The following is a 23,080-nucleotide window of genomic DNA, read 5'->3' as shown; positions in this document are numbered from 1 at the left end:
CGTCACCTCTTCTGGCGGGCGACCAGGTCCTCAAGGTCGCGTACGAGGTCAGCGGGGGACGGCGCGGACACCGCGTCGTCGCGCAGGTCGGCGGCGCGCGAGGTGTACGAGGGCTCGTCGAGCAGGCGCACCAGGCCCGCGCGCAGGGTTTCCGGGGTGAGCTCGGCGGGCTGCACGGTGATGCCGGCGCCCTGGAGCGCGAGGGCGTCCGCGATGCCGCGCTCGTCGTACAGGGCGGCGGGGACGATGAGCTGCGGCACGCCGTTCACCAGCGCGGTGCAGGTGGTGCCGGTGCCGCCGTGGTGCACGATCGCGGCGCAGGTCGGCAGCAGCGCGTGCAGCGGGACGAATCCGGCCAGCCGCACATTGTCGGGGGCCTTGCGCCCGTCGGGGAGCCCGCCGGGTGCGATGGTGGCGACCACCTCGACGTCGAGGTCGGCGACCGCGTCGAACAGGTCGGCCACCCCGATGCTGCCCTGGCCGCCCCACATCTCGCCGCCGCTGACGCCGAGGGTGAAGCAGACCCGGCGCCGCTCCGGCTCGGGCACCAGCCAGGACGGGATGACGGCGGGCCCGTTGTGCGGGACGTAGCGGACCGGCAGGTAGGCGGGCCCGTGCCGCATCGGGAAGCGCGACCAGCCCGGCAGGAAGTCGATGGTGGCCTGGCCGAGGATCACGTCGTCGTGGTAGTCGGCCCCGTACCGGGCGAGCTTGCCCTCCAGCCAGGCGGCCACCGGGTCCTCGTCCCGGTCGCCGCGCAGCTCCAGGAACAGGTCGCGCATCCGCGCCCAGTGGTCGCGGCCGAAGGTGGTCCTGACGTGGGCGGCGCCGCAGGCGCGGGCGGCCACCGGGCCGGGGAACGTGATGGAGTCCCAGATGACCAGGTCGGGCCGCCAGGCGCGGCAGAAGGCCACCAGGTCGTCGTACATGCTCTCGTCGGTGATGAGGTCGAACGCGAGCGGGGATGCCCAGGCGGCCAGGCAGTCGCGGACCCACGGGTAGGTGAGCCGGTCGGCGCGCTCCTCCGTCAGGTCGTACCCGGAGCCGTAGATGTGTTCCTCGGGTGGCATGGCGGCGAGCCGCGCCGCGATATCGGAAAGCTTTCCGACGGAAACCCCGGTGATTCCGGTCTCGCGAATTCCGTCGACGATGTCGGGCTGGCCCGCTATCACGACGTCGTGCCCGGCCGCTTTCAACGCCCAGGCGACCGGCACCATCAAATTGAGATGGGCGGTCGCCGCGTGCTGGGTGAGCAGGACCCGCATTTACCATTCCTCCAGGGCCGCATTTCCCGTTCACCGGGAAATTACCTAGGGGCGGCCCTGCCTCCGACCCCTAAGCCACCCCTCTCGCCCCCCTGTGAACCAGGCGTGGTAGAGGGTGGCGACGAGCGCGGAGGTCGTGCCGGACACCACGACGGCCAGGTAGAGCCAGGCGGAGCCGGAGGGCAGGGCCACGCCGCTGACGGCCACCGAGTAGGGGATCAAGACGGGCGCCACGCCGACGGTCCCCAGCACCACCCCGATGCCGGCCAGCAGCAGCGCCTCCACGCCGAGCATGCGCATCACCTGGGCGCGGGTGGCGCCGCCCGCCCGGTGCACCCCGAACTCCCGGCCGCGCCGGGCCGCGGCGCTGCCCTGCGCGGAGGCCACGGCGATGGCGGTGAACACCATGATCACAGCGGTGATCATGTAGTCGACGTAGCGGCGCAGGGGGTGCTCGTCGGGGCCGGCGGCGCCCGCGGGACGCAGGCCCAGCGCCTCGCCCGTCCGGCGGGCGTCCACGCCGGGGCCGCCGCGGATCACGACCTGGGCGGGCAGCGCGGCCGTGGTGTGCGGGGCGAGCAGCGCGGCGGGCAGCACCAGGTATTCGGCGTCGCGCTCCAGCTCCAGCAGGGCCACCACGCGCAGGTTCACGGGGGTGCCGTCGCCGAGCCAGACCGTGACCGGGCCGCCGAGCGCGGCTCCGGCGCGGCGTGCCTGCCGCTCTCCCAGGGCGACGCCGTTCCCGCCCAGCCCGGCCGTCGACCCCGCCGTCACCGGGAGCCTGTCCAGGACGGACGGGTCGGTGACGGCGTACGCGGGCGAGCCCGTCTCGCCCTGCCAGCGGTCACCCCGCAGGTGCACCCTGCTGGTGACGAGCCCGGCGGCGGTCACGCCGGGAAAGGCGTTCACCCGGTCGAGCGCGGCGGGCGCGATCCCGCCGGAGGCGGTCTCCATGACGGCGTCGGCCCGCAGGTGCCCGTGGAAGGCGAGCCCGGCCGCGTCCGCCTCGCCGTCCTGGAGGAAGAGGTTCGTGGTGGCCAGGCAGGTGGCCAGCATGATCGGCAGCACGGCCCGCCCGGCCCGGCCGCCGCTCACGTTGAGCAGGGCGAGGTGGCCGGTCCTGGCCGAGAGCGCGCGCACCGGCCCGGCCAGCGCCCGGCCGATCGCCACGGTCAGCCTGCCCACCGTCAGGGCTCCGGCCAGCGCGAGGATGGCCACGGCCAGGCCCGCGACGCCGACGTGCGGAGCCCGTACGAGCAGAGCGGTCACGACGGTCAGCGCGCCCGCCCCGGCCAGGCAGACCTTGGCCATCGGGGACCAGCGGCGGCCCGCCGCGCCGGGCCGGCGGGCCCGGCAAACACGGTGTGCGGTGATGTACGCGGCGACGAGCCCGGCGGCCAGGCAGGCCAGGGCGGCCACCGACAGCGCGACCGGCGCGGGGGCGAAGACGACCGGCGCGGCGACCACCCCGGCGGCCACCATCCGGTCGAACAGCCAGCGCGCCAGGTGCGGGCCCGGGATCGACCCGGCCAGCGTGGCGGCGGCAGCCAGCACGGCGACCTCGCCCAGCAGCATGAGCCGGACGCGGGCCCGCGGCACCCCCAGGGTCCGCAGGATCAGCAGCTCGCGCCGCCTGCCCGCCGCCACCGAGCCGAGCACCCCGGCGACCAGCGGCGTGGTGGCCAGCAGCGTCATGGCGCCGAGCGCGGCGGAGACGACGGCCAGGTCCCCCGCGTCCTGGCGGGCCCCCGGGAACTCGGCCAGGCCGCGCTCGTCGCCGGTCAGCGTGACGGCGCGCACGCGCTCTTCAAGACCGGCGAGGGTGCCGGACACACGCTGGTCGAGCTCGGCGAGGGCGTCGGACACGCGCTGTTCCAGCTCGGCGACGGACAGGCCGGGCGCGGGCAGGACGGCGAGGGCGTCGGATGTTCCCGGGTGGCCGCTCAGCCGCCGGGCGTCGGCGGCGGAGAAGAAGACGGCCGGGCGCGTGGCGGGCCCGCCGGGGGCGGCCGCGGCCAGGCCGGTCACGGTGTAGCGCGCCGTGACGCCGTGCACCTCGACGTCGGCGTGGCCGCCTACCCGGGTGCCGCCGCGTGCGGCCAGCTCGGCGTCGAGCACGACTTCGCCCGGACGGGCGGGTGGGGTCCCGGCCCGTAGTTCGTAGGGGCCGAGCCGGGCGGTGGCCCAGTCCTGCCCGAGCGCGGCGGCCCCGGCGGTGACGGCGGGGAAGGTGACGTCCTCGACGACCGCGGCGACACCTGGGACCGCGCGCAGGGCCGCCGCGGCGGAGCCGGGCAGGCGGACCTTCTCCGGCAGCCACACCCGCTCGTCGGCGCGGGCGAGCGTCTGGTCGCCCACCACGACGACGGGGGCCCCGGCCAGCCGGTACGGCGGCACGGCGGCCCGCGCGCCGGTGGCGGCGAGCGCGGCGCAGGCGGACACGACGGCCGCGGCCACCGCCATCGCGACGAACGCGGAGGCGAAGGCGTTCCTGCGGTGACGGAGGTTGCGCAGGATCAGCGGCCACATCAGAACGGGTCTCTCGCCTCCCAGACCGCCAGGTGAACGGCACGTTCCAAGGCCGCCTTCCCCGCCGGGAAGCCCGGCTCCCGCACCACGCGGCCGGACTTCAGCAGCACCGTCTGGTCGGCGTAGGCGGCCACCATCGGGTCGTGGCTGGCCAGCAGGACGTTGCCGTCGTGCTCTCGCACGTACGAGGCGAGCAGGTCCAGCACCTCGCCCGCGCTGCGCGGGTCGAGCCCGCGGGCCGGGTCGTCGGCCAGGATCACAGCCGGGCTGGTGATCATGGCGCGGACGACGGCGACCAGCTGCTGACGGCTCTGGCACAGGTCGGTGGGCATGCTGTCGAGGTGCTCCGACAGGCCCGCCCGCCGCACCAGGTCGATGACCAGCGACGGCGGCGCCGACCGCTTGGTCAGGCGGAGCGGCAGGGTCAGGTTCTCGGCGACGGTCAGGGAAGGCAGCAGGTTCCGGGAGGAGAACACGTACGAGACGCGCTCGCTCCGCAGGACGTCGAGCGCGGCCTCGTTCATGTCGGTGATGTTCTGGCCCGCGATGGACACGGTGCCGGAGGTGGGCCGGTCGAGACCGGCCGCGCACCTCAGCAGCGTGGTCTTACCGGCCCCGGGCGGCCCGAGCACGGCGGTGAAGTCCTTTTTCGGACAGCGCAGGGTGGTGTCTTCCAGGGCTTTCTTCGCGCCGTAGTATTTGGTCACTGATTCGAGCCGGACGATTTCCTCCCCATCGTTACCCATAGGCCGATCGTATGTTGTGACGCTCCGTCCGCAATCGAACCGCAGGACCATCTGCATATCCTCCGTAGTAATGACTACGAGGCATTACTTGAGTTATAGGGATCCGTCGATAATGCTGAACAGCTCGTCGGCGCCGGCTTCGGACAGGTCGTCGCCGCCCGTTCCCGCCCAGGCGGCGGCGAGGTCGCGCAGCTTCGCGGCGATCCGGGCGCGGTCGGCGGGCGAGGGCTCCGCTCCGGCCATGGCCCGTTCGAGCTCGGCCAGCTCGGCCTCAAGGGGCGGCTCCTCGCCGACCAGCTCGGTTCTGAGGTACGCGGCGACGGCCTCCGGGGTGGGGTAGTCGAAGACGAGCGTGGCGGGCAGCCGGACGCCGGACACCGTGCCGAGCCGGTTGCGCAGCTCGACCGCGGTGAGCGAGTCGAACCCCAGGTCGGTGAACCCGCGCCGGGGATCGATCTCCTCCGCGCCCGCATGGCCCAGCACGCTCGCCGTGTGCGTGCGGACGAGGTCGAGCAGCATCCGCGACCCCGCCGTACGAGGCAGCGCGCGCAGGCGGTCGGCGAGCGACTCGGCGGGCTGGCCCGCGTCGTCGGCCGTCCTGCGGGCCCCGCCGGCGGCGAGGCCGCGCAGCATGGCGGGCGGCCCGTCCTGCCGGTCGCGCACGGCCGCCAGGTCGAGCGGCGCGGCGACGACCGCCGGGGCGGCGAGGCCGAGCGCGCCGTCCAGCAGCGCCAGTCCCTGCTCCGTGGTCATGGGACGCAGCCCGTCGCGGCGCACCCGGCGCAGGTCGGCCTCGCCGAGCTGGGCGGTCATGCCGCCGCTCTCGGGCGCCCACATGCCCCAGGCGATCGAGGTGGCGGGCGTCCCGGCGGCCGTGCGGTGCGCGGCCAGGGCGTCGAGGTAGGCGTTGGCGGCGGCGTAGTTGGCCTGCCCCGCGCCGTCGAACGTGCCCGCGCAGGAGGAGAACAGCATGAACGCCGCCAGATCGTGGTCGCGGGCCAGCTCGTGCAGGTGCGCGGCGGCCTTCGCCTTGGGCCGCCACACCGCGTCCAGCCGGTCGGGGGTGAGCGCGCCGATCACGCCGTCGTCCACGACGCCCGCCGTGTGCACCACGGCGGTGAGCCTGCGGCCCGCGACGACCTCCGCCAGTCCCTTGTCGCCGCCCGCGTCGGCGGCGGCGATGTCCACCTGCGCGCCCAGCTCCTCCAGCTCCGCCCGGAGCTCGGCCGCGCCCGGCGCCGCCTCGCCTCGTCTGCTGACCAGCAGCAGGTTGCGGGCGCCGTGCCTGGTCACGAGGTGTCTGGCGACGGCGCTGCCGAGGCCGCCGGTGCCGCCGGTGATCAGTACGGTGCCGTCGGGGTCGAGCGGGGCCGGGACGGTGAGGACGACCTTGCCGATGTGCCGGGCCTGCTGCATGTGCCGGAACGCCTCGGGGGCGCGGCGCAGGTCCCAGGCGCGGACGGGCAGGGGGGTTAGCTCGCCAGACCGGAAGAGGCCGAGCAGGGTGCCGAGGATCTCGGCGGTCCTGTCGGGTCCGGCCTCGTCCAGGTCGAAGGGGGTGTAGCCGGGGGTGCCGGTGCGCAGGTCGGTCTTGCCCATTTCGATGAAGCGCCCGCCTGGCTTGAGGAGGTTGAGAGAGGCGTCGGTGAACTCTCCTGCGAGGCTGTTGAGGACGACGTCCATCTGCGGGAACTTGTCCACGAAGTCGAGCGTGCGGGAGCTGGCCAGGTGGTCGTGGTCCAGGCCAGTGGCGGGCCACTTGCTCTCGCTTGCGGTTCCGTACACCTCCGCGCCCAGATGACGGGCGATCTGCACCGCGGCCATGCCGACGCCGCCTGCCGCGGCGTGGATGAGGACCTTCTCCCCCGGCTGGAGCGCGGCCAGGTCCACCAGGCCGTACCAGGCCGTGGCGAAGACCGCGGGGACGGCCGCCGCCGTGGCGAACGACCAGTCCTCCGGGATCGGGACGAGGTGCCGCCGGTCGGCGACCGCGTGCGTGCCGAGCGCGCGGTCGAACAGGCCCATCACCCGGTCGCCCACACTCAGCCCGGTCACCCCGGGACCGACCTCGGTGACCACGCCGGCGCCCTCGCTGCCCAGCTCCGCGTCGCCCGGATACATGCCGAGGGCGATCAGCACGTCGCGGAAGTTCAGGCCGCAGGCGCGCATCGCCACCCGGACCTCGCCCTCGCCGAGCGGCCGGTCCGCGATCGGGGCGGCGGTCAGCTGCTCGATGGTGCCCTTCTCGCGGACGTCCACCCGCCAGGGGCCGTCCGCCGCGAGGGGCGGCGGGTCCGCCTTGGCCAGCCTCGGGGCCAGCGCCGCGCCGTCGCGCAGCGCCAGCTCGGGCTCTTCTCCGTGGACGACGGCGGGGAGCGCCCGGTAGGAGGCGTCGGTGCCGTCCACGTCGACGAGCAGAATGCGGCCCGGGTTCTCCGCCTGGGCGGCCCGTACGAGGCCGGTGATCGCCGCCTGCTCCGGCTCGGGGGCCGGGTCTTCGGTACGGGCGGCGACGGCGCGTCTCGTGACCACGGCCAGGCGGGTGGTGGCCGAGCGCTCGTCGGACAGCCAGGTCCTGAGGGTGTCCAGGACGGCGTGGAGGGCGGACGGTGTGTCACCCGCCGACCAGGTGTGCGGCGGCGCGCCGTACATGAGCGTCCGCTGGTCCGGGTCGTCCGTCACCGTGACTCCGGCGGCGGTGAGCGCCTCCCGCAACCAGCCGGCCACCGCGGCCGCGCCCGAAGGCGCTGCGGGGTGTGGGGTCGCGGTCCAGGTGACCTGGTAGAGGCCGTCGCGGGAAGCGGCGGGAGGCGCCGTCATGGGGGCGTCGGAGACGGGGCGCATGGTCAGCCCGCCCACCTCGGCCAGGGGTGCGCCGGTGCTGTCGGCCAGGAGCACGCTCGTCACCCCGTCCGCGGTGGTGAGGCGGACCCGGGCTCTGGTGGCGCCGGTGGCGTGCAGGGTGACGCCGGTCCAGGCGAACGGCAGCTCCACCTGGCCTGTGCCGGTGCCTGTCAGCTCGGTGCCGTGCAGCGCGGCGTCCAGTAGTGCCGGGTGGATGCCGAAGCCGGTTTCGTCGCGTTCGGGCAGGGCCACCTCGGCGTAGACGGTGCCGTCGGGGGCGGTCCAGGCGGCGGTCATGCCCTGGAAGAGGGGGCCGTAGGTGACGCCCTGTTCGGCCAGACGGTCGTAGAAACCGTCCAGGTCTGCCGGGGTGGCTCCCTGGGGTGGCCACGCGTCGAGCCCTCTGGCAGGGGTGGTCTGCGGTGTGAGGGTGCCGCTGGCGTGCTGGGTCCAGGCTCCGTCGGCGGTGCGGGAGTGGATGGTCAGGGCCCGGTCGCCGTCCTCGTGCGGTGCCTCGACGGTGACGTGCAGGGCGACGGGGTCGTGGGTGAGCGGGAGTGGGGCGTGCAGGGTCAGTTCCCGCAGTGTGGGGCAGCCTGCTTGGGCTCCGGCGTGCAGGGCCAGGTCGACCCAGGCGGTGCCGGGGAGCAGGGCGGTGCCCAGGATGGTGTGGTCGGCCAGCCAGGGGTGGGTCTTCAGCGACACCTGGCCGGTCAGGACCAGCTCTTCGCCTGGGACCGGGACCAGTGCCCCGGCCAGCGGGTGACCACCGGCCAGCTGGCCGAACCCGGTCGCGTCACCGGTGCCGGCGGGCTTGAGGGTGAGCCAGTAGCGGCGGCGCTGGAACGGGTAGGTGGGCAGGTCGACGCGGCGCGGCTGGAGAGGGGCGTAGAAGGCGTCCCAGTCGACGTCGGTGCCGCGGGCGTAGGCACGGCCTACCGCTGTCACCAGTGCTCTTGCCTCGGAGTCTTCTCGGCGGCCGGAGGTCGGGATGTAGGTGATGGTGTCGCCGGTGGTCTGGGGGCCGAGCCCGGACAGTGCCCGGCCCGGGCCCACTTCCAGGCAGGTCACCACTCCTGCTTCGGCCAGTGCTGCTACTCCTTCCGAGAAGCGGACGCTCTGGCGTACGTGGGCGACCCAGTACTCGGGGTCGGTCAGCCGCTCCCCTGCCGGGGTGCCGTCCAGGTTGGAGATCACGGGGATCTGCGGCGGGTGGAAGGTGAGGGTACGCGCGACTGCGCGGAACTCGTCCAGCATCGGCTCCATCAGCGCCGAGTGGAAGGCGTGGCTGACGGTGAGGGGGCGGCAGCGTACTCCTTGGGCGGTGAGCTGGTCGGCTGCGGCGAGGACGGCTTGTTGCGGGCCGGACAGCACCAGCGCCGCTGGGCCGTTCACCGCGGCGATTTCCACCTCGTCGCTCAGCAGCGGTTTGACGGTCTCCAGGCCGGCGGAGACTTGGACCATCGCCCCGCCGGACGGGAGTCGCTGCATCAACCGGCCTCGCGCCGCCACCAGCTTGCAGGCGTCGGTGAGGGACAGCACCCCGGCCACGTGCGCTGCGGCCAGTTCTCCGATGGAATGGCCCAGGAGGATGTCGGGCTGCATGCCCCACGATTGCAGGAGCCGGGCAGTGGCCACCTCGATCGCGAAGAGCCCGCACTGGGTGAACTGGGTCTGATCGACGCGCTCGGGGTCGGACCAGATGACCTCGCCGATTTCGTCGTCGCCGAACCCGGCCAGGGCCTCTTCCATTGCCTGGGCGAACACCGGGAACGTCTGGGCGAGTTCGCGCCCCATGCCGAGGCGCTGGCTGCCCTGGCCGGGGAACAGCCAGGCGGTCTTGCCCTCCGCCACCGCATCGGTGATCAGCGGAGCGGAGACCAGTTCGTCCCGGTCGGCGGCCACGACTACCGCACGGCGTTCCAGGTCCGCGCGGCTGGCCGCGAGTGAGTACGCGACGTCCACGAGCGGTGTGCCGGGCAGTGTCGCCTTCACTTGCTCGGCGACGGCCGTGAGCCCGGCCTCGCTCCGCGCGGACAGCACCACCGGCACGGGCCAGTCATGCTCCACGTTCCCAGGCGTGTCGGAGGGAGCGTTCTCGGGTGCCTGCTCCAGGATGACGTGCGCGTTCGTACCGCTGATGCCGAAGGACGAGACCCCGCCCCGGCGGGGGCGGCCCAGCTCCGGCCAGTCCACCGCGTGGCCCGCGAGGCGCACGTCGCCCCGGGACCAGTCGGCGTGCGAGGTCGGCTCGTCCACGTGCAGAGTGGCGGGGACGACGCCGTGCTCCAGGGCCAGCACCATCTTGATGACACCCGCCACGCCGGCGGCGGCCTGGGTGTGACCGAAGTTCGACTTCACCGAACCCAGCCAGAGCGGCACCTCCCGTCCCTGCCCGTACACCTCGAGCAGGGCCTGCACCTCGATCGGGTCGCCCAGCACCGTGCCGGTGCCGTGGCCCTCGACCACGTCCACGTCGGAAGGCGTGAGGCGGGCCAGCTCCAGCGCCCGGCTGAGGACCCGCCGCTGGGCGGTGCCGGACGGGGCGGTCAGGCCGTTGGAGGCGCCGTCCTGGTTCACCGCCGAGCCGCGGACGACCGCCAGGACCGGATGGCCGAGTTCCCGGGCTCGTGACAGCGGCTCCAGCAGCACCATTCCGGCGCCTTCGGAGAAGACCGTCCCGTCCGCGGCCTCGGCGAACGCCTTGATCCGGCCGTCCGGGGCCAGCCCGCGCTGCCGTGAGAACTCGACGAACACCTCGGGCGTGGACAACACGGTCACCCCGCCCGCCAGGGCCATCGAGCACTCGCCGCGCCGCAGCGCCTCACACGCCAGGTGCAAGGCCACCAGCGACGACGAGCACGCCGTGTCCACCGTCACCGCGGGGCCCTGAAGGCCGAGGAGGTAGGAGACCCGGCCCGACATGACCGAGATGGACGTGCCGGTGATCAGGTAGCCCTCCACGCCCTCGGGCAGCGGGCCGGGGCCGGTCGCGTAGCCGGTGGCCGTGGCACCCACGAAGACGCCGGTGTCGGTGCCCTTGAGCGCGGACGGGGCGAGACCGGCCCGCTCCAGCGCCTCCCACGCCACTTCGAGGACGAGCCGCTGCTGCGGATCCGTCGCCAGCGCCTCGCGGGGGCTCATGCCGAAGAACTCGGCGTCGAAGTCCCCCGCCTCGTGGAGCCATCCGGCCTGCCGGACGTAGCTGGTGCCGTGCTTGTCCGGGTCGGGGTCGAACAGGCTCTCCAGATCCCAGCCCCGGTCCTCGGGGAAGGGCGACAGGCCCTCGCGCTCCTCCATGAGCAGGTTCCACAGCGCCTCGGGCGAGTTCGCGCCGCCGGGGAGCCGGCAGGCCATGCCGACGATCGCGATCGGCTCGTCGTGCTCCGCCGTGGCCGCCGCCGGAGTCGCCGGTGCGGTGGCCGGAGCGCTGCCGAGCAGGCGTTCCTTGAGATGGGCCGCGAGCGCGACGGGTGTCGGGTGGTCGAAGACGAGGGTGGAGGGCAGCCGCAGCCCGGTGGCCGCGTTCAGGTTGTTGCGCAGTTCGATGGCGGTCAGCGAGTCGAACCCGATGTCGGTGAACACCCGCTGCGCCGACACGGAGTCCGCATCGGCGTGGCCGAGCACGGTCGCGACCTGGGCCTTGACGAGCCGGAGCAGCAGCTCGTCGCGCTCCGCCTCGGGCAGGCCGACGAGCTGCCGCTCCAGTGCGCCCGCGGCGCCGCCCGCCGCCGGGCCCGCCGCGGCGCCGCGCCGGGCAGGCTTGCGTACCAGGTTGTCGAGGAGCCGGGGCGCGCCGGTGACGCGCCGCGGGTCCAGATGGATGGGGACGAGCAGCGGCTCGTCGATGCTCAGCGCGGCGTCCAGCAGCGCGAGTCCTTCCTCGGAGGACAGGCCGCGGGCGCCCGCGCGTTCCATGCGGGCCACGTCGGCGTCGCCGAGGTGGGCGCTCATGCCGCTGCGCTGCTCCCAGAAGCCCCAGGCGAGCGACTGGGCGGGCAGGCCGCGCGCTCTGCGGTGGGCGGCGAGGGCGTCGAGGAACACGTTGGCCGCCGCGTAATTGCCCTGCCCGGCGTCGCCGAAGACGCCCGCCGCCGAGGAGTACAGGATGAAGGCGTCGACGTCGCCGGCCAGCTCGTGCAGGTTCCAGGCCGCGACCGCCTTGGGTGCCAGCACCTGCTCCAGCCGCTCGGCGGTCAGCGACTCCACGATGCCGTCGTCCAGCGCACCTGCGCAGTGGACCACGGCCGTCAGCGACCGTCCCTGCAGAACCTGTGCCAGGGCGTCACGGTCGGCTGCGTCGCAGGCGGCGATCTCCACCTGTGCTCCCAGTTCCTCCAGCTCTGCCCGGAGTTCGGCCGCGCCCGGCGCTGCCTCGCCTCGTCGGCTGAGCAGCAGCAGTCGGCGTGCGCCGTGGGACTGGACGAGGTGGCGGGCCACCAGCCCGCCGAGCGTGCCCGTCCCGCCCGTGATCAGTACCGCGCGGTCCGGGTTGAGTACGGGGGGGATGGACAGGACGAGCTTGCCCACGTGCCCGGCTCGTTGCATGAGCCGGAACGCTTCCGGCGCCCGGCGTACGTCCCACGTTCGTACGGGCAGCCGCTCGAACGCTCCCTGGCGGAACAGCTCCAGCACCTCGCCGAGCATGGTGCCGAGCCTGTCGTGCCCGGCCTCCATGAGGGAGTAGAGCAGGTAGTCGACGCCGCTGTCGGTCCTGATGTCGGTCTTGCCGAGCTCCAGGAACCGTCCGCCGGGCTTGAGCAGGCCGAGCGAGGCGTCGGTGAACTCTCCGGCCAGGCTGTTGAGGACGACGTCCATCTGCGGGAACTTGTCCGCGAAGCCGAGCGTGCGGGAACTGGCCAGATGTTCTTGGTCCAGGCCGGTCGCGGGCCACTTGCTCTCGCTGGCGGTCCCGTACACCTCCGCGCCCAGATGACGGGCGATCTGCACCGCCGCCATCCCCACGCCGCCCGCAGCGGCGTGGATGAGGACCTTCTCCCCCGGCTGGAGCCCGGCCAGGTCCACCAGGCCGTAGTACGCGGTCAGGAACGCCACCGGGACCGCCGCCGCCTCCGCGAACGTCCAGCCCTCGGGCATCGGGGCGAGAAGGCGCCGGTCGGTGACTCCGGTAGGTCCGAACGCCCCGTCCATCAGGCCCATCACCCGGTCACCCACGGCCAGCCCGGACACTCCGGGGCCCACCTCGGTGACCACGCCCGCGATCTCGCCGCCGATCGGCTCGTCGTTCTCCGGGACCATGCCGAGCACGACCACCAGATCGCGGAAGTTGAGCCCGGCGGCCCGGACCGCGACCCGTACCTCCCCCTCCTCCAACGGGCGGCTGGGAGCCGGGACCAGCGACAGGGCGGACAGGCTGCCCTTGGCGGGGGCGTCCAGACGCCACTCCGCGACGCCGGCCGGGGGCACGAGGGTGGGGGTGGTGGCGGCGCGCGCGAGCCTGGGGGCGAGCAGGACGCCCGTCCTGGCGGCGGGGTCGGGTGAGGGGCGTACGGCGAGCTGCGGTTCGCCGTCGGCCAGCGCCGCGAGCACCGCGCCGGCGGGCACGGCACAGCCGGACGGGTCCAGGTCGAGCAGCGCGAACCGGCCGGGATGCTCGGACTGGGCGGACCTGATCAGGCCCCATACGGGTGCGGCGGCCAGGTCCGTGACGTCGCCGTCCGTCCCCGCGGGCGCCGCTCCCACGGTGACGATCACCAGCTTGGTGTCGGCGAGCCGCTCCTCGGCCAGCCACGCCTGCACGAGCGCGAGCGCCTGCTCGGCGGTCTCACCGAGCCGGGCGGCGGACTCTCCCGACTGCGGGCCGAGGTCAGACAGGCCGGGGTGGGCGGCGGACTCTCCCGGCACCGTGCCGGGCAGCAGGCTGAGGGCGGTCAGGCCGGACTCTCTCGGCAGCGTGGCGAACACCGTGCCCGGCAGCGGGTCGACGGCGGTCAGCTCTGACAGGCCGGGGTAGGCGGCGGTGGCCAGGCCGTGGCGGACGAGGGCGTCGGCGCCGGTCCCGAGGGCTACGGCGGGGCGTCCTGCGGGGGCGGGGAGGTCCGGGAGGGCCGTCCACTCGACCCGGTACAGGGAGTCGTGCCGGGCAGGCGCGAGCCCGGCCGCCGAGACGGGGCGCGAGACCAGGGAACCGACCGTGGCCAGCGGGGCTCCGGCGGCGTCGGCCAGGACCAGCGACACGGTGTCGCGGCCCGAGCGGCGCAGCCGGACGCGGGCCGTGGCCGCGCCGGACGCGTGCAGGGTGACGCCCGTCCAGGCGAAGGGCAGGCGGACGCCCTGTTCCTCCCCGCCCAGCAGGGCCTCGGCGTGCAGGGCGGCGTCCAGCAGGGCGGGGTGCAGGCCGTAGCGGTCGGCGCCGGCGCCTTCGGGGAGTGCGATCTCGGCGAAGACCTCGTCGTCCCGGATCCAGGCCGCCTTCAGCCCCTGGAACATCGGGCCGTACCCGTAACCCGCCTCGGCGAGTCGTCCGTACAGGCCGTCCACCGAAGCGGGGGCGGCCCCGGGCGGCGGCCAGGCGGTGAGGTCGATGTCGGCCGGGTCCTCGTGCGGGGTGAGCAGCCCGGCCGCGTGCCGCGTCCAGGGGCCGTCGCCGATCCGGGAGTGCACGCTGACCCGCCGGCCGCCGTCCTCGTCCGGGCCGACGGCGATCTGCAGCTGTACGGAGCCGCGCTCGGGCAGCGCCAGCGGGGACTCCAGGGTCAGCTCGGCGAGCTGCCCGCAGCCCACGTGGTCGCCGGCCGCGATGGCCAGCTCGACGAAGGCCGTGCCCGGCAGCAGCACCGTGCCCTCGGCGGCGTGGTCGGCCAGCCACGACTGCGTCCGCGTGGACAGCCGCCCGGTCAGCACGATCCCGCCGGACTCGGCGAGCACCACCGCCGCCCCCAGCAGCGGGTGGCCCGCCACCGACAGCCCGGCGTTGGTCACGTCCCCTCCGCCGGTCGAGGCGTCCAGCCAGAAGCGGCGCCGCTGGAACGCGTACGTGGGCAGTTCGACCCGGTACGGCGACCCGCCGGTGACGGCGGCGGCCAGGTCGACGGGCGCGCCGCCGGCGTAGGCCTCGGCCGCCGAGGTGAGGAACCGGCGGGGTCCGCCCTCGTCGCGGCGGAGCGTGCCGGTGGCGCAGGCGTCCGACTCGGCCGCCTCGATCGTGTCGCGGACGCTCATCACCAGCACCGGGTGGGCGCTGCACTCGATGAACGCGCCGCGCCCGTCCCGCAGCAGCGCGGTGACGACGTCGTGGAACGCGACGGGACTGCGGGCGTTGCGGAACCAGTACTCGGGATCGAGGTCGGCGGTGTCCACCTCGTCGCCGGTGACGGTGGAGTAGAAGGGCGTGTGGCCGGTGCGCGGGCGGATGGGAGCCAGCAGGTCGAGCATGCGTGCGCGCAGCGGGTCCACCTGGTCGCTGTGGGAGGCGACGGTGCTGGCCAGGTGCCGGGCCCGGATGCCCTCCGCCTCGCACTGGGCGACCAGTTCGGCCAGCGCCTCCTCGTCGCCGACGACGGTGGAGTGGGAGGGGCCGTTCCTGGCGCCCACCGACAGGCGGCCGTCCCAGGCGGTCAGGCGTCGCTCCAGGTCCTGCGCGGGCAGCGCGATGGCGGCGATGGCGCCCTTGCCGACGAGCGTCTCGGCGAACAGGCGGCTGCGCAGGACGATCACTCGTACGGCGTCCTCCAGTGAGAGGCCGCCCGCCACGTAGGCGGCGGCCACCTCACCCTGGGAGTGACCCACGACGGCGGACGGCCGCACCCCCACGGACTCCCAGAGCGCGGCCAGCGACACCATCACCGCGAACAGCACCGGCTGCACGACCTCCAGCCGGTCCAGCGCGGCGGGGTCGTGCAGGGCCTCGTGGACGTTCCAGTCGACGTGCTTCTCGATCTCGGCGGCGACCTCGGCCATGCGGGCGGCGAACACGGGGCTGGCGTCCAGCAGCTCGGCGGCCATCCCGGGCCACTGGGAGCCCTGGCCGGGGAAGACGAACACGGCCTCGGCGCTGCTGTGGGCGGTGCCTTGGACGAGGTTCGGCGCGGCCTCCCCTTCGGCCAGCGCCCTCAGTGCGGCCTTCAGCTCGTCCGCGTCCTCGGCGACGACGACGGCGCGGTGCTCCCACGGAGTACGGGTCGTGAGCAGAGAACGCGCCACATCGGCGAGCGGCACCTCGGGATGCCCGGCCAGGTGCTCCGCCAGCCTCGCCGCCTGCGCCCGCAGCGCCGCCTCGCTCCTGCCCGACACGGCGAAGGGCAGAGCCGCCCCGTCGCCTCCGGCGAACACCACCTGCTCGGGACCTGCGGAAGCCGCCGGCACCTGCCCGACATTTCCGGACTCATCCGCAACGGCGGTGTCCGACCCGACATCATCCGCAACCGTGGCATGGGCCGGAACCTGCTTGGGGCCTTCTCCCGAAATGGCCGGAGCCGGGGGCTCTTCGATGATGACGTGCGCGTTGGTGCCGGAGACGCCGAAGGAGGAGACGCCGGCGCGCCGAGGGGTGCCGGCGGAGGGCCACGGGGTGTCATCCAGGAGCAGTTCGACGCTGCCGGACGACCAGTCCACATACGGGGAGGGTTCGTCGACGTGGAGGGTGCGGGGCAGCAGGGAGTGACGCATGGCCATGACCATCTTGATGACCCCGGCGGCGCCCGCCGCGGCCTGGGTGTGGCCGATGTTGGACTTGATGGAGCCGAGCCGGAGCGGCCCCCGCCCGTCGCGGTCGCGGCCGTAGGTGGCGAGGAGGGCGTGGGCCTCGATCGGGTCGCCGAGTTTGGTGCCGGTGCCGTGCGCCTCCACCACGTCCACCTGGTCCGGGGTGAGAGCGGCGTTGGCGAGGGCCTGGCGGATCACGCGTTCCTGGGAGGGCCCGCTGGGGGCGGTGAGGCCGCTGCTGGCCCCGTCCTGGTTGACGGCCGAGCCGCGGATGACGGCGAGCACGGGGTGGCCGCGGCGCAGCGCGTCGGAGAGGCGTTCGACGGCGAGGATGCCGACGCCCTCGGAGAAGGCGGCCCCGTCGGCGGAGGCGGAGAACGCCTTGCATCGGCCGTCGCGGGACATCACCCGCTGCCTGCTGAACGCGGTGAACGTGCCGGGCGTGGACATGACGGTGACGCCGCCGGTCAGCGCGAGGTCGGTCTCGCCGTTGCGCAGCGCCTGGCAGGCCAGGTGGAGGGCGACGAGGGAGGCCGAGCAGGCGGTGTCGACGGTGAAGGTGGGGCCTTCCAGGCCGAAGGTGTAGGCGACGCGGCCGGAGACGACGCTGGTGGCGTTGCCGGTGACGAGGTAGCCCTCGACGTCGGCGGGCGCCTTGTCCAGGCGGGGCCCGTAGTCCTGGGGTTCGGCGCCGATGAACACGCCGGTCTGGCTGCCCTTGAGCGTCGCCGGGTCGATGCCGGCGTGTTCGAGCGCCTCCCACGCGGTCTCCAGGACGAGCCGCTGCTGCGGGTCCATGGCGAGGGCTTCGCGCGGGTTGATGCCGAAGAAGCCGGGGTCGAAGGCGTCGGCGTCGTGCAGGAAGTGCGCCCGGCGCAGATAGGAGGTGTTGGGCGTCTCGGGGTTGTCGTCGAACAGCCGCTCCAGGTCCCATCCGCGGTTCTCGGGGAAGCCGCTGACGGTCTCGCGGCCCTCGGCCACCAGCCGCCACAGCTCGTCGGGGGTGGTGACGCCGCCCGGGTAGCGGCAGCCGATGCCGATGATCGCGATGGGTTCGTCCGAGCCGGCGGCGGCCCTGACCACGTCGCGGTCCTCACCATCCCCGTGCAGCAGGGTGTGCAGGTAGTCGGCGACGGCCTCCGGCGTGGGGTGGTCGAACGCGAGCGTCATGGGCAGGTCGGCCCCGACGGCCTCGGCGAGCCGGTCGTGTAACTCCACCGCGCCGAGCGAGTCCAGGCCCAGTTCCCGGAATCCGCGCCCGGGGTCCACGGTGCCGGGCGGATCCGGGAGCATCGCCCGCAGGATCTCGGCGGTGACGTCTCGTACCAGCTTGACCAGGAAGCTGCGCTGCTCGCTCAATTCCGTACTCCGTCAGTTGAGATCTGGTTCGAGGTCACTCGTACTTGCGGTGGAACTCGACGCGGGAGATGGACACGACCTCGCCGCCGTGCACGACGACCTCGGCCGGGGCGGGCCGGCCGAGGAACATCACGAGGCTGGCGGTCATGCCGTACGCGCCGGCGTTCGGGATCGTCACCACGTCGCCGGGGTTCAGGCGGGGGACGTCGACGTTCCTGCCGAGGATGTCGCCGGGGGTGCAGAGGGGGCCGACCAGCGTGGCGGGCTCGGTGGGCTCGCCGGGGGCGGCGTCGACGCCGACGGTGATGGGCAGCAGGCGGCCCAGTCCGGACATGCCGCCGAGCACGTTGATGCCGGCGTCGAGGATGACGAACCGCCGGCCGCGGCTCTCCTTGACGTTCACCACCGTGCACACCAGCTCGCCGCAGTCGCCGACCAGGTAGCGGCCGGACTCGACGGCCACCCGCGGCGTCCCGTCGCGCCAGCCGGGGAAGTACCCGTCGAGCACCTCCTCCAGCGCGGCCCGCAGGCCCGCGTAGAAGGTGCGCTCGCCGTGGGACAGGTAGGGCGCCGCGAACCCGCCGCCGAGGTCCAGCAGGCCGATCGGCATCCCGGTCTCCTCGCGCAGCCGGGCGGCGGTGGCGGCGGTGTGCCGGAACTCGGCGATGAGGCTGCCCTCGTCCTTGGCGTTGCTCAGCGAGAACAGGTGCACTCCGGCCAGCCGGGTGCCGGGCACGGCGCTCAGCTCGGGCATGAGCGCGGGCAGCGTCTCGCTGTCGATGCCGAACTGGGAGGGCGTGCCCGTCATCCGGATGCTGGTGGTGCCGCCGGACTCGGCGCTGTTGACGCGGATCAGGCAGTCGGCGACGACGCCGCGCACGGTGGCGGCGTCACCGACGTGGCGCAGGTCCGACAGCGACTCCACGGAGAACGTGCGGACCCCGGCGTCGAGGGCGACGGCCAGCTCGTCGGGGGTCTTGCCGGGCCCGGTGTAGAGGATCTCGGCGGCGTCGAACCCGGCCGCGAACGCCGCGTCCAGCTCGCCGGTCGAGCTGATCTCGGCGCGCGCGCCGCGCTCGCGGAGGGTACGGCCGATCTCCGGATGCGGGTTGGCCTTGAGGGAGAAGTAGCGGGTGACCCCGTCGGGCAGGGCCGCCTTGAGGTCGTCGTGGGCGGCGGCGACCTTGTCCAGGTCGTACACGTACAGGGGACTCCCGAAGCGGGAGGTGAGGTCGTCGTAGCTGATGCTCATCCGAGGGTCTCCTCCAGCAGCAGGGCCAGCCGGGCGCGCTCGTTCTTGCCGTTGAGCGTCAGCGGGAAGGCGGGCAGGACGTGGCAGGCGGCGGGGGTCTTGGCGGGTTCGAGGCGTTCGCGGATGCCCCGCAGCACCTCCTGCGGTTCCAGCTCGCCCTCGACGAAGATCACCAGGTCGTGGCCGTCGCCGGGCGGCAGGGCCGCGGCGGCGCGCACGCCGGGCACGTCCAGGGCGGCGGCCTCGATCTCGACGGTGCTCATCCGGGTGCCGCGGCGCTTGAACATGTCGTCGCGGCGGCCCTCGAAGTACAGGAAGCCGTCCTCGTCGAGGTGGCCGTAGTCGCCGGTGTGCAGGCGGGGCTCACCGGTCTCCGGGTCGGGGCGGTAGACCTTGGCGGTGAGCTCGGGCGCCCGCCAGTAGCCGGCCATGACGTTCGGCCCGGCGACGACGATCTCGCCGGTGACGCCGGGCGGCACGGGCCGGCCGTCCTCGCCGAGGATGAGGACGGTGGTGCCGGGCAGCGCCCGCCCGGACGCGCCCGGCCGCTCGTCGCCCAGCTCCGGCGGCATGATGGTGACGCGTTTGCACTCGGTGATGCCGTACATGCGCACCACGGCGGCGCCGGGGAAGCCGTCCCGCAGGGCGCGGATGGTGGTCTCGGGCAGCGCGGCGCCGGTGTTGGTGAACATCCGCACGCGGCCCGGGTCGTGCCCGCCGCGCCCGGCGAGCGAGGAGATCATCGCGCCGAGCGAGGGCACGATGGGCACCACGGTCGCGCCGCACGCCTCGATGGCCTTGAGCAGGCCGAGGTCGGCCTCGTCGGTGTCGAGGACGAGTTCGGCGCCGCCGAGCGTGGCCAGCAGGATCTGGTAGAGGCCGTAGTCGAAGGAGAGCGGCAGCCTGCAGTAGACGACGTCGTCGGCGCGGTAGCCGAGCACCGCGTTGATCGCGGAGGCGGCGAAGGACACCCGCCCGTGCGGGCACACCACTCCTTTGGGGGCGGCCGTGCTGCCGGAGGTGTAGATGAGCAGCGCGACGTCGTCGGGCCGGACCTGGACCGGGTCGGGCACGGCGGCCATCCCGGCCAGGATCTCGATGTCCGGCCAGACCTCGTCGAGCACGAGCCCGGGGACGCCGCTCCCCTCCGGTGCTCCGCCGCCGTCGGTGATCATCAGGGCCGGTTCGGCGTCGGCCAGGACCGAGCGCAGGTGGAAGGGCTTCATGCCGGGGTTGATCGGCACCGCGGCGGCGCCGAGCCGCCAGATGCCGTGCAGCACGGGGACGAGCTCGCGCCGGTTGCGGGTCCGCAGCAGCACGCGGTCGCCCGGCCGCACGCCTTCGGCCGCCAGCCAGCCGGCGACGGCGTTGCTCAGGTCGGCGACCTGCTGGTACGTCCAGGAGCCGCGGGCGTCGCGCACCGCCCGGCCCTGCGGGTGACGGGTGGCGGCCTCGTCCAGGAGCCCGTGGACGAGGCCCGTGCGGAGGGACGGCGTCGCGGCCATGTTCGCTCCTCCAGGTGTGTACGAATCCAACGGAGAAAGTAACTGCGGCCTCTCGGCGGGCCACACCCCTAACGGCCCCCTAAAGGCTTATGCCTCGCCCCTTAGCACCGCTTCGGCGAGATCCCTCAGCCGTGCCCGGTCGGTTTTCCGGTTGCCATTCATCGGCAGTTCGGGAAAATGCCGGTAGTGCCGTGGGACGATGCCGTCGGGCAGCGTCTCGCGTAATCCGCGAGCGAATTCGGCGGGGCTCTTTTGAACGCCGGTGTAGAAGACCACGAGCTCGGTCGTGTCGCCGTTGCCGGCGCCGATGGTGACCGCGTCCTCGACGCCGTCCAGCCCGCGCACGGCGTGGTCGATCTCGGCGGTCTCCACCCGCCAGCCGCGCACCTGCACCTGGGAGTCGGCCCGGCCGAGGTAGACCAGCTCGCCGCCGCCGGTCCGGCGCGCCCGGTCGCCGGTGTTGTAGTAGACGCGGCCGTCGCGCTCCACGAACCGGCCGTGGTCGTGCTTCGGGTCGAGGTAGCCGGGGGTGAGCTGGGGGCCGGTGATCCACAGCTCGCCCTCCTCGGCGGCGGGCCGGCCGTCCTCGTCGAGGAGCAGGTGGTCGTGGCCGTCGTTGACGGCGCCGATGGGGGCCAGGCCGTTGACGCCGAGGCCGGGCGAGCCGGGGGTCCAGCGGTGGGCGGTGATCGTGATCGTCAGCTCGGTGGGGCCGTACAGGTTCTCCAGCGTGGCGGCGGGCGCGGCGGCCTGCCACTCCTCGGCGTCGGCGCACTTCAGCGCCTCCCCCGCGAACAGGCTCCAGCGCAGGCCGGGCATCGAGCCGGGGGTCAGGCCGCCGGCCCGGCGGACCGCGCCGATCGCGCTGGGCGTGGAGAACCAGACGGTCACGCCGTGGGCGGCGAGGTATCCGGGCAGGTCGCGGTAGGCGTGCGGGGGCACGTCCCGCACCTGCGCGCCCGCGCCCCAGGCGCAGAAGAGGTCGAACATGGCGCAGTCGAAGGTCAGGTCGAAGGTCTGGGAGAAGACGTCGTCCTGGGTGAAGCCGAAGCGCCGCGCCGCCCACGCGAAGTAGGAGGCGAGGTTGCCGTGGGTGATCGGCACCCCCTTGGGCGTGCCGGTGGAGCCCGAGGTGAACAGCACGTACGCGACGTCCCCGGCCCGGACCGGGACCGGCTCGTCCAGCGCGGGTCCTTCACCGGCGGCGGGGATGCCCAGCTCGGCGGCGGGGCCGTCGGCGACGAGCACGGACACGCCCGCCGCCCGCGCCATCGCCAGGTTGCGGGCCGGCGGGAAGGCCGGGTTGAGCGGCACGACCGTCAGCCCCGCGTACAGCCCGGCCAGGATGCCCGTGTAGGCCGTCCGGCCGCGGGGCGCCAGCACGCCCACCGCCGTGTGGCCCGCCGTGTTGCCCGCCGTGTTGCCCGTCAGGCCGCCCGCCAGCCGCCGCGCCGCCGCGTCCAGCTCGGCGTAGGTGAGGCTGTCGCCGCCGACCGTGAACGCGCGCCCGCCGGGATTCCTCGCCAGCCCTCTCCTGAATATCGAATAAAGAGATTCCGTGATTTTCGTCGTGGACATATCCCGGCTCCGCATATACCGTCGGACAAAGCTGATCTGATGAAAGCGAGGGAATAATGACCTCCCCCTGGGACGACACATTCGAAGAACTCGTCCGCGGCGCCCTGCCCTTTCTTCCGCCAGGCGAAGAACTGCGGGCCGACACCGACCTGACGGACGCCGGCCTCGATTCGATGGCGATTGTCGAGCTGCTGACGTCGCTGGAGCAGGCCTACGGCGTGCGCCTGGCGGCGGAGGCGCTGACGAGGGAGACGTTCGGCACGCCCGCCACGCTCTGGCGGGCGCTGTCCGCCGCGAACTGACCGCGGGCGGAGCCCTCGCGGCTCCGCCCGCGTCAGCGTCCCTTGAGCGCCAGCCGCGGGTTGACGGCGACCACGGCGAAGTTCCGCCTGGTGATGGGGACCCGGCCGAACAGGCTGTCCTGGCCCGTCACACAGATCCTCCCGACGCCCCGCCGCCGCATCGCCTCGACCGCCTTCGGCCACGACGGCGGCCGGACGAACGCGTCGAGCAGCAGCCCGCGCACCTGTTCCCCGGTGGTGAGCGCGGTGCCGTCGGCGTCGTCCAGCACCGGCAGCTTGGGGTCGGCGAACTCCAGCTCCGGCAGGACCTCCCGCTCGACCCTGCGCCGCAGCGGCGCGAACGCCGCGGCGTGCATGGGCGGGCGCATGGTGTAGAGCGACAGGCCGCCCGCCTTGCGGATCTGCCCGTCCAGCCACTCCAGCTCGGTGCCGGGCAGCGACAGCATGACGAAGTCGTGGTCCACGCGGCACGACAGCTCGTGCCACACCCCGCGCCGATCCAGATCGGCCATGATCTCCGCCTGGGCGGGGCCGGGCACGCGGACGAAGGAGTGCGTGACGACGCCGGGATGGGCCTCGGCGAAGTACGCCTCGGTCAGGCGGGCGATCCCGGCGGTCATCCGTACCGCCTGCTCGAAGCCGAGCGCCTGCGCGTAGGCGGCGGCGGGCTTCCCGCCGAAACTGGGTCCCACGCACAGGTCGGGGGTGAGGCCCAGCTCGCGTTCGGCCCAGGAGGCGAGCGCCAGGCAGTTCACCAGGAACACCACCTGCGCGGACTCGCTGTAGTCGTGGTCCCCCTCGGCGAACCGCTCGGCCACGTCGTAGCCGAGCGTGTCGGAGGCGCGGCCGGCCAGCTCGCCCGCCACGGGGTCGCCGCGCATGAAGGCCACCGCCTCCCCGGTGCCGGCGGGACCCATGCCGGGGAAGACGAAGGCGACGCCGCTCACTGGTGCACCATCCTCTTGTCGGTAGCTGAGATGCTGCTGATGCACCCGAGGTGCCGCTGGGTTACCGCCCTGCTCGCTCGACCCCGAGG

General features: G+C 73.9%; 9 protein-coding genes. 1 reads left to right on the top strand and 8 read right to left on the bottom strand.

Annotation, left to right across the window (positions count from 1 at the left end; genetic code table 11):
* Positions 1-2 precede the first annotated feature (2 nt).
* The 7 genes from AB0J42_RS03280 to AB0J42_RS03250 form a co-directional block, all read right to left on the bottom strand.
* A complete protein-coding gene (locus AB0J42_RS03280) occupies positions 3-1,265 on the bottom strand; it encodes an activator-dependent family glycosyltransferase (RefSeq protein WP_364288251.1) in 1,263 nt (420 codons plus the stop codon).
* A 45-nt stretch (positions 1,266-1,310) separates the two neighbouring features.
* Positions 1,311-3,794 (bottom strand): FtsX-like permease family protein, encoded by a 2,484-nt coding sequence (locus tag AB0J42_RS03275; RefSeq protein WP_364288248.1) that lies wholly within the window; start codon positions 3,792-3,794, stop codon positions 1,311-1,313.
* On the bottom strand, positions 3,794-4,501 hold the full coding sequence (locus tag AB0J42_RS03270; RefSeq protein WP_364288245.1) for an ATP-binding cassette domain-containing protein: 708 nt from the start codon (positions 4,499-4,501) through the stop codon (positions 3,794-3,796). The genes AB0J42_RS03275 and AB0J42_RS03270 overlap by 1 nt, the downstream gene beginning before the upstream one ends.
* A 132-nt stretch (positions 4,502-4,633) precedes the next feature.
* Positions 4,634-17,407: an SDR family NAD(P)-dependent oxidoreductase gene (locus AB0J42_RS03265; RefSeq protein WP_364288242.1), complete on the bottom strand. Its 12,774-nt coding sequence runs from the start codon at positions 17,405-17,407 to the stop codon at positions 4,634-4,636.
* A gap of 34 nt (positions 17,408-17,441) precedes the next feature.
* Positions 17,442-18,659, bottom strand: a complete 1,218-nt coding sequence (locus AB0J42_RS03260; RefSeq protein WP_364288239.1) for a type III PLP-dependent enzyme — start codon at positions 18,657-18,659, stop codon at positions 17,442-17,444.
* Positions 18,656-20,164 carry an AMP-binding protein gene (locus AB0J42_RS03255; RefSeq protein WP_364288236.1) on the bottom strand — a complete coding sequence of 503 codons (1,509 nt, stop codon included), beginning with the start codon at positions 20,162-20,164 and terminating at the stop codon, positions 18,656-18,658. The genes AB0J42_RS03260 and AB0J42_RS03255 overlap by 4 nt, the downstream gene beginning before the upstream one ends.
* A gap of 87 nt (positions 20,165-20,251) precedes the next feature.
* Positions 20,252-21,742 (bottom strand): AMP-binding protein, encoded by a 1,491-nt coding sequence (locus tag AB0J42_RS03250; RefSeq protein ID WP_364288233.1) that lies wholly within the window; start codon positions 21,740-21,742, stop codon positions 20,252-20,254.
* 56 nt (positions 21,743-21,798) lie between these two features.
* Between AB0J42_RS03250 and AB0J42_RS03245 the strand changes: the two genes are divergently transcribed.
* The gene (locus tag AB0J42_RS03245) at positions 21,799-22,044 is read left to right on the top strand and encodes an acyl carrier protein (RefSeq protein ID WP_364288230.1); all 246 of its coding nucleotides are present in this window, start codon (positions 21,799-21,801) and stop codon (positions 22,042-22,044) included.
* Between the two features lie 32 nt (positions 22,045-22,076).
* Here the strand turns inward: AB0J42_RS03245 and AB0J42_RS03240 are convergent, their stop codons facing one another.
* Positions 22,077-22,991, bottom strand: coding sequence for an ACP S-malonyltransferase (locus tag AB0J42_RS03240; RefSeq protein ID WP_364288227.1), 915 nt, complete (start codon positions 22,989-22,991; stop codon positions 22,077-22,079).
* Between the last annotated feature and the right edge of the window lie 89 nt (positions 22,992-23,080).

Origin of the sequence: Nonomuraea sp. NPDC049649 (genome assembly GCF_040675175.1) — a bacterium.
GTDB lineage: Bacteria > Actinomycetota > Actinomycetes > Streptosporangiales > Streptosporangiaceae > Nonomuraea.
The sequence above is the reverse complement of the archived record's forward strand: the minus strand, read 5'-3'. Positions and strand labels throughout refer to the sequence as shown.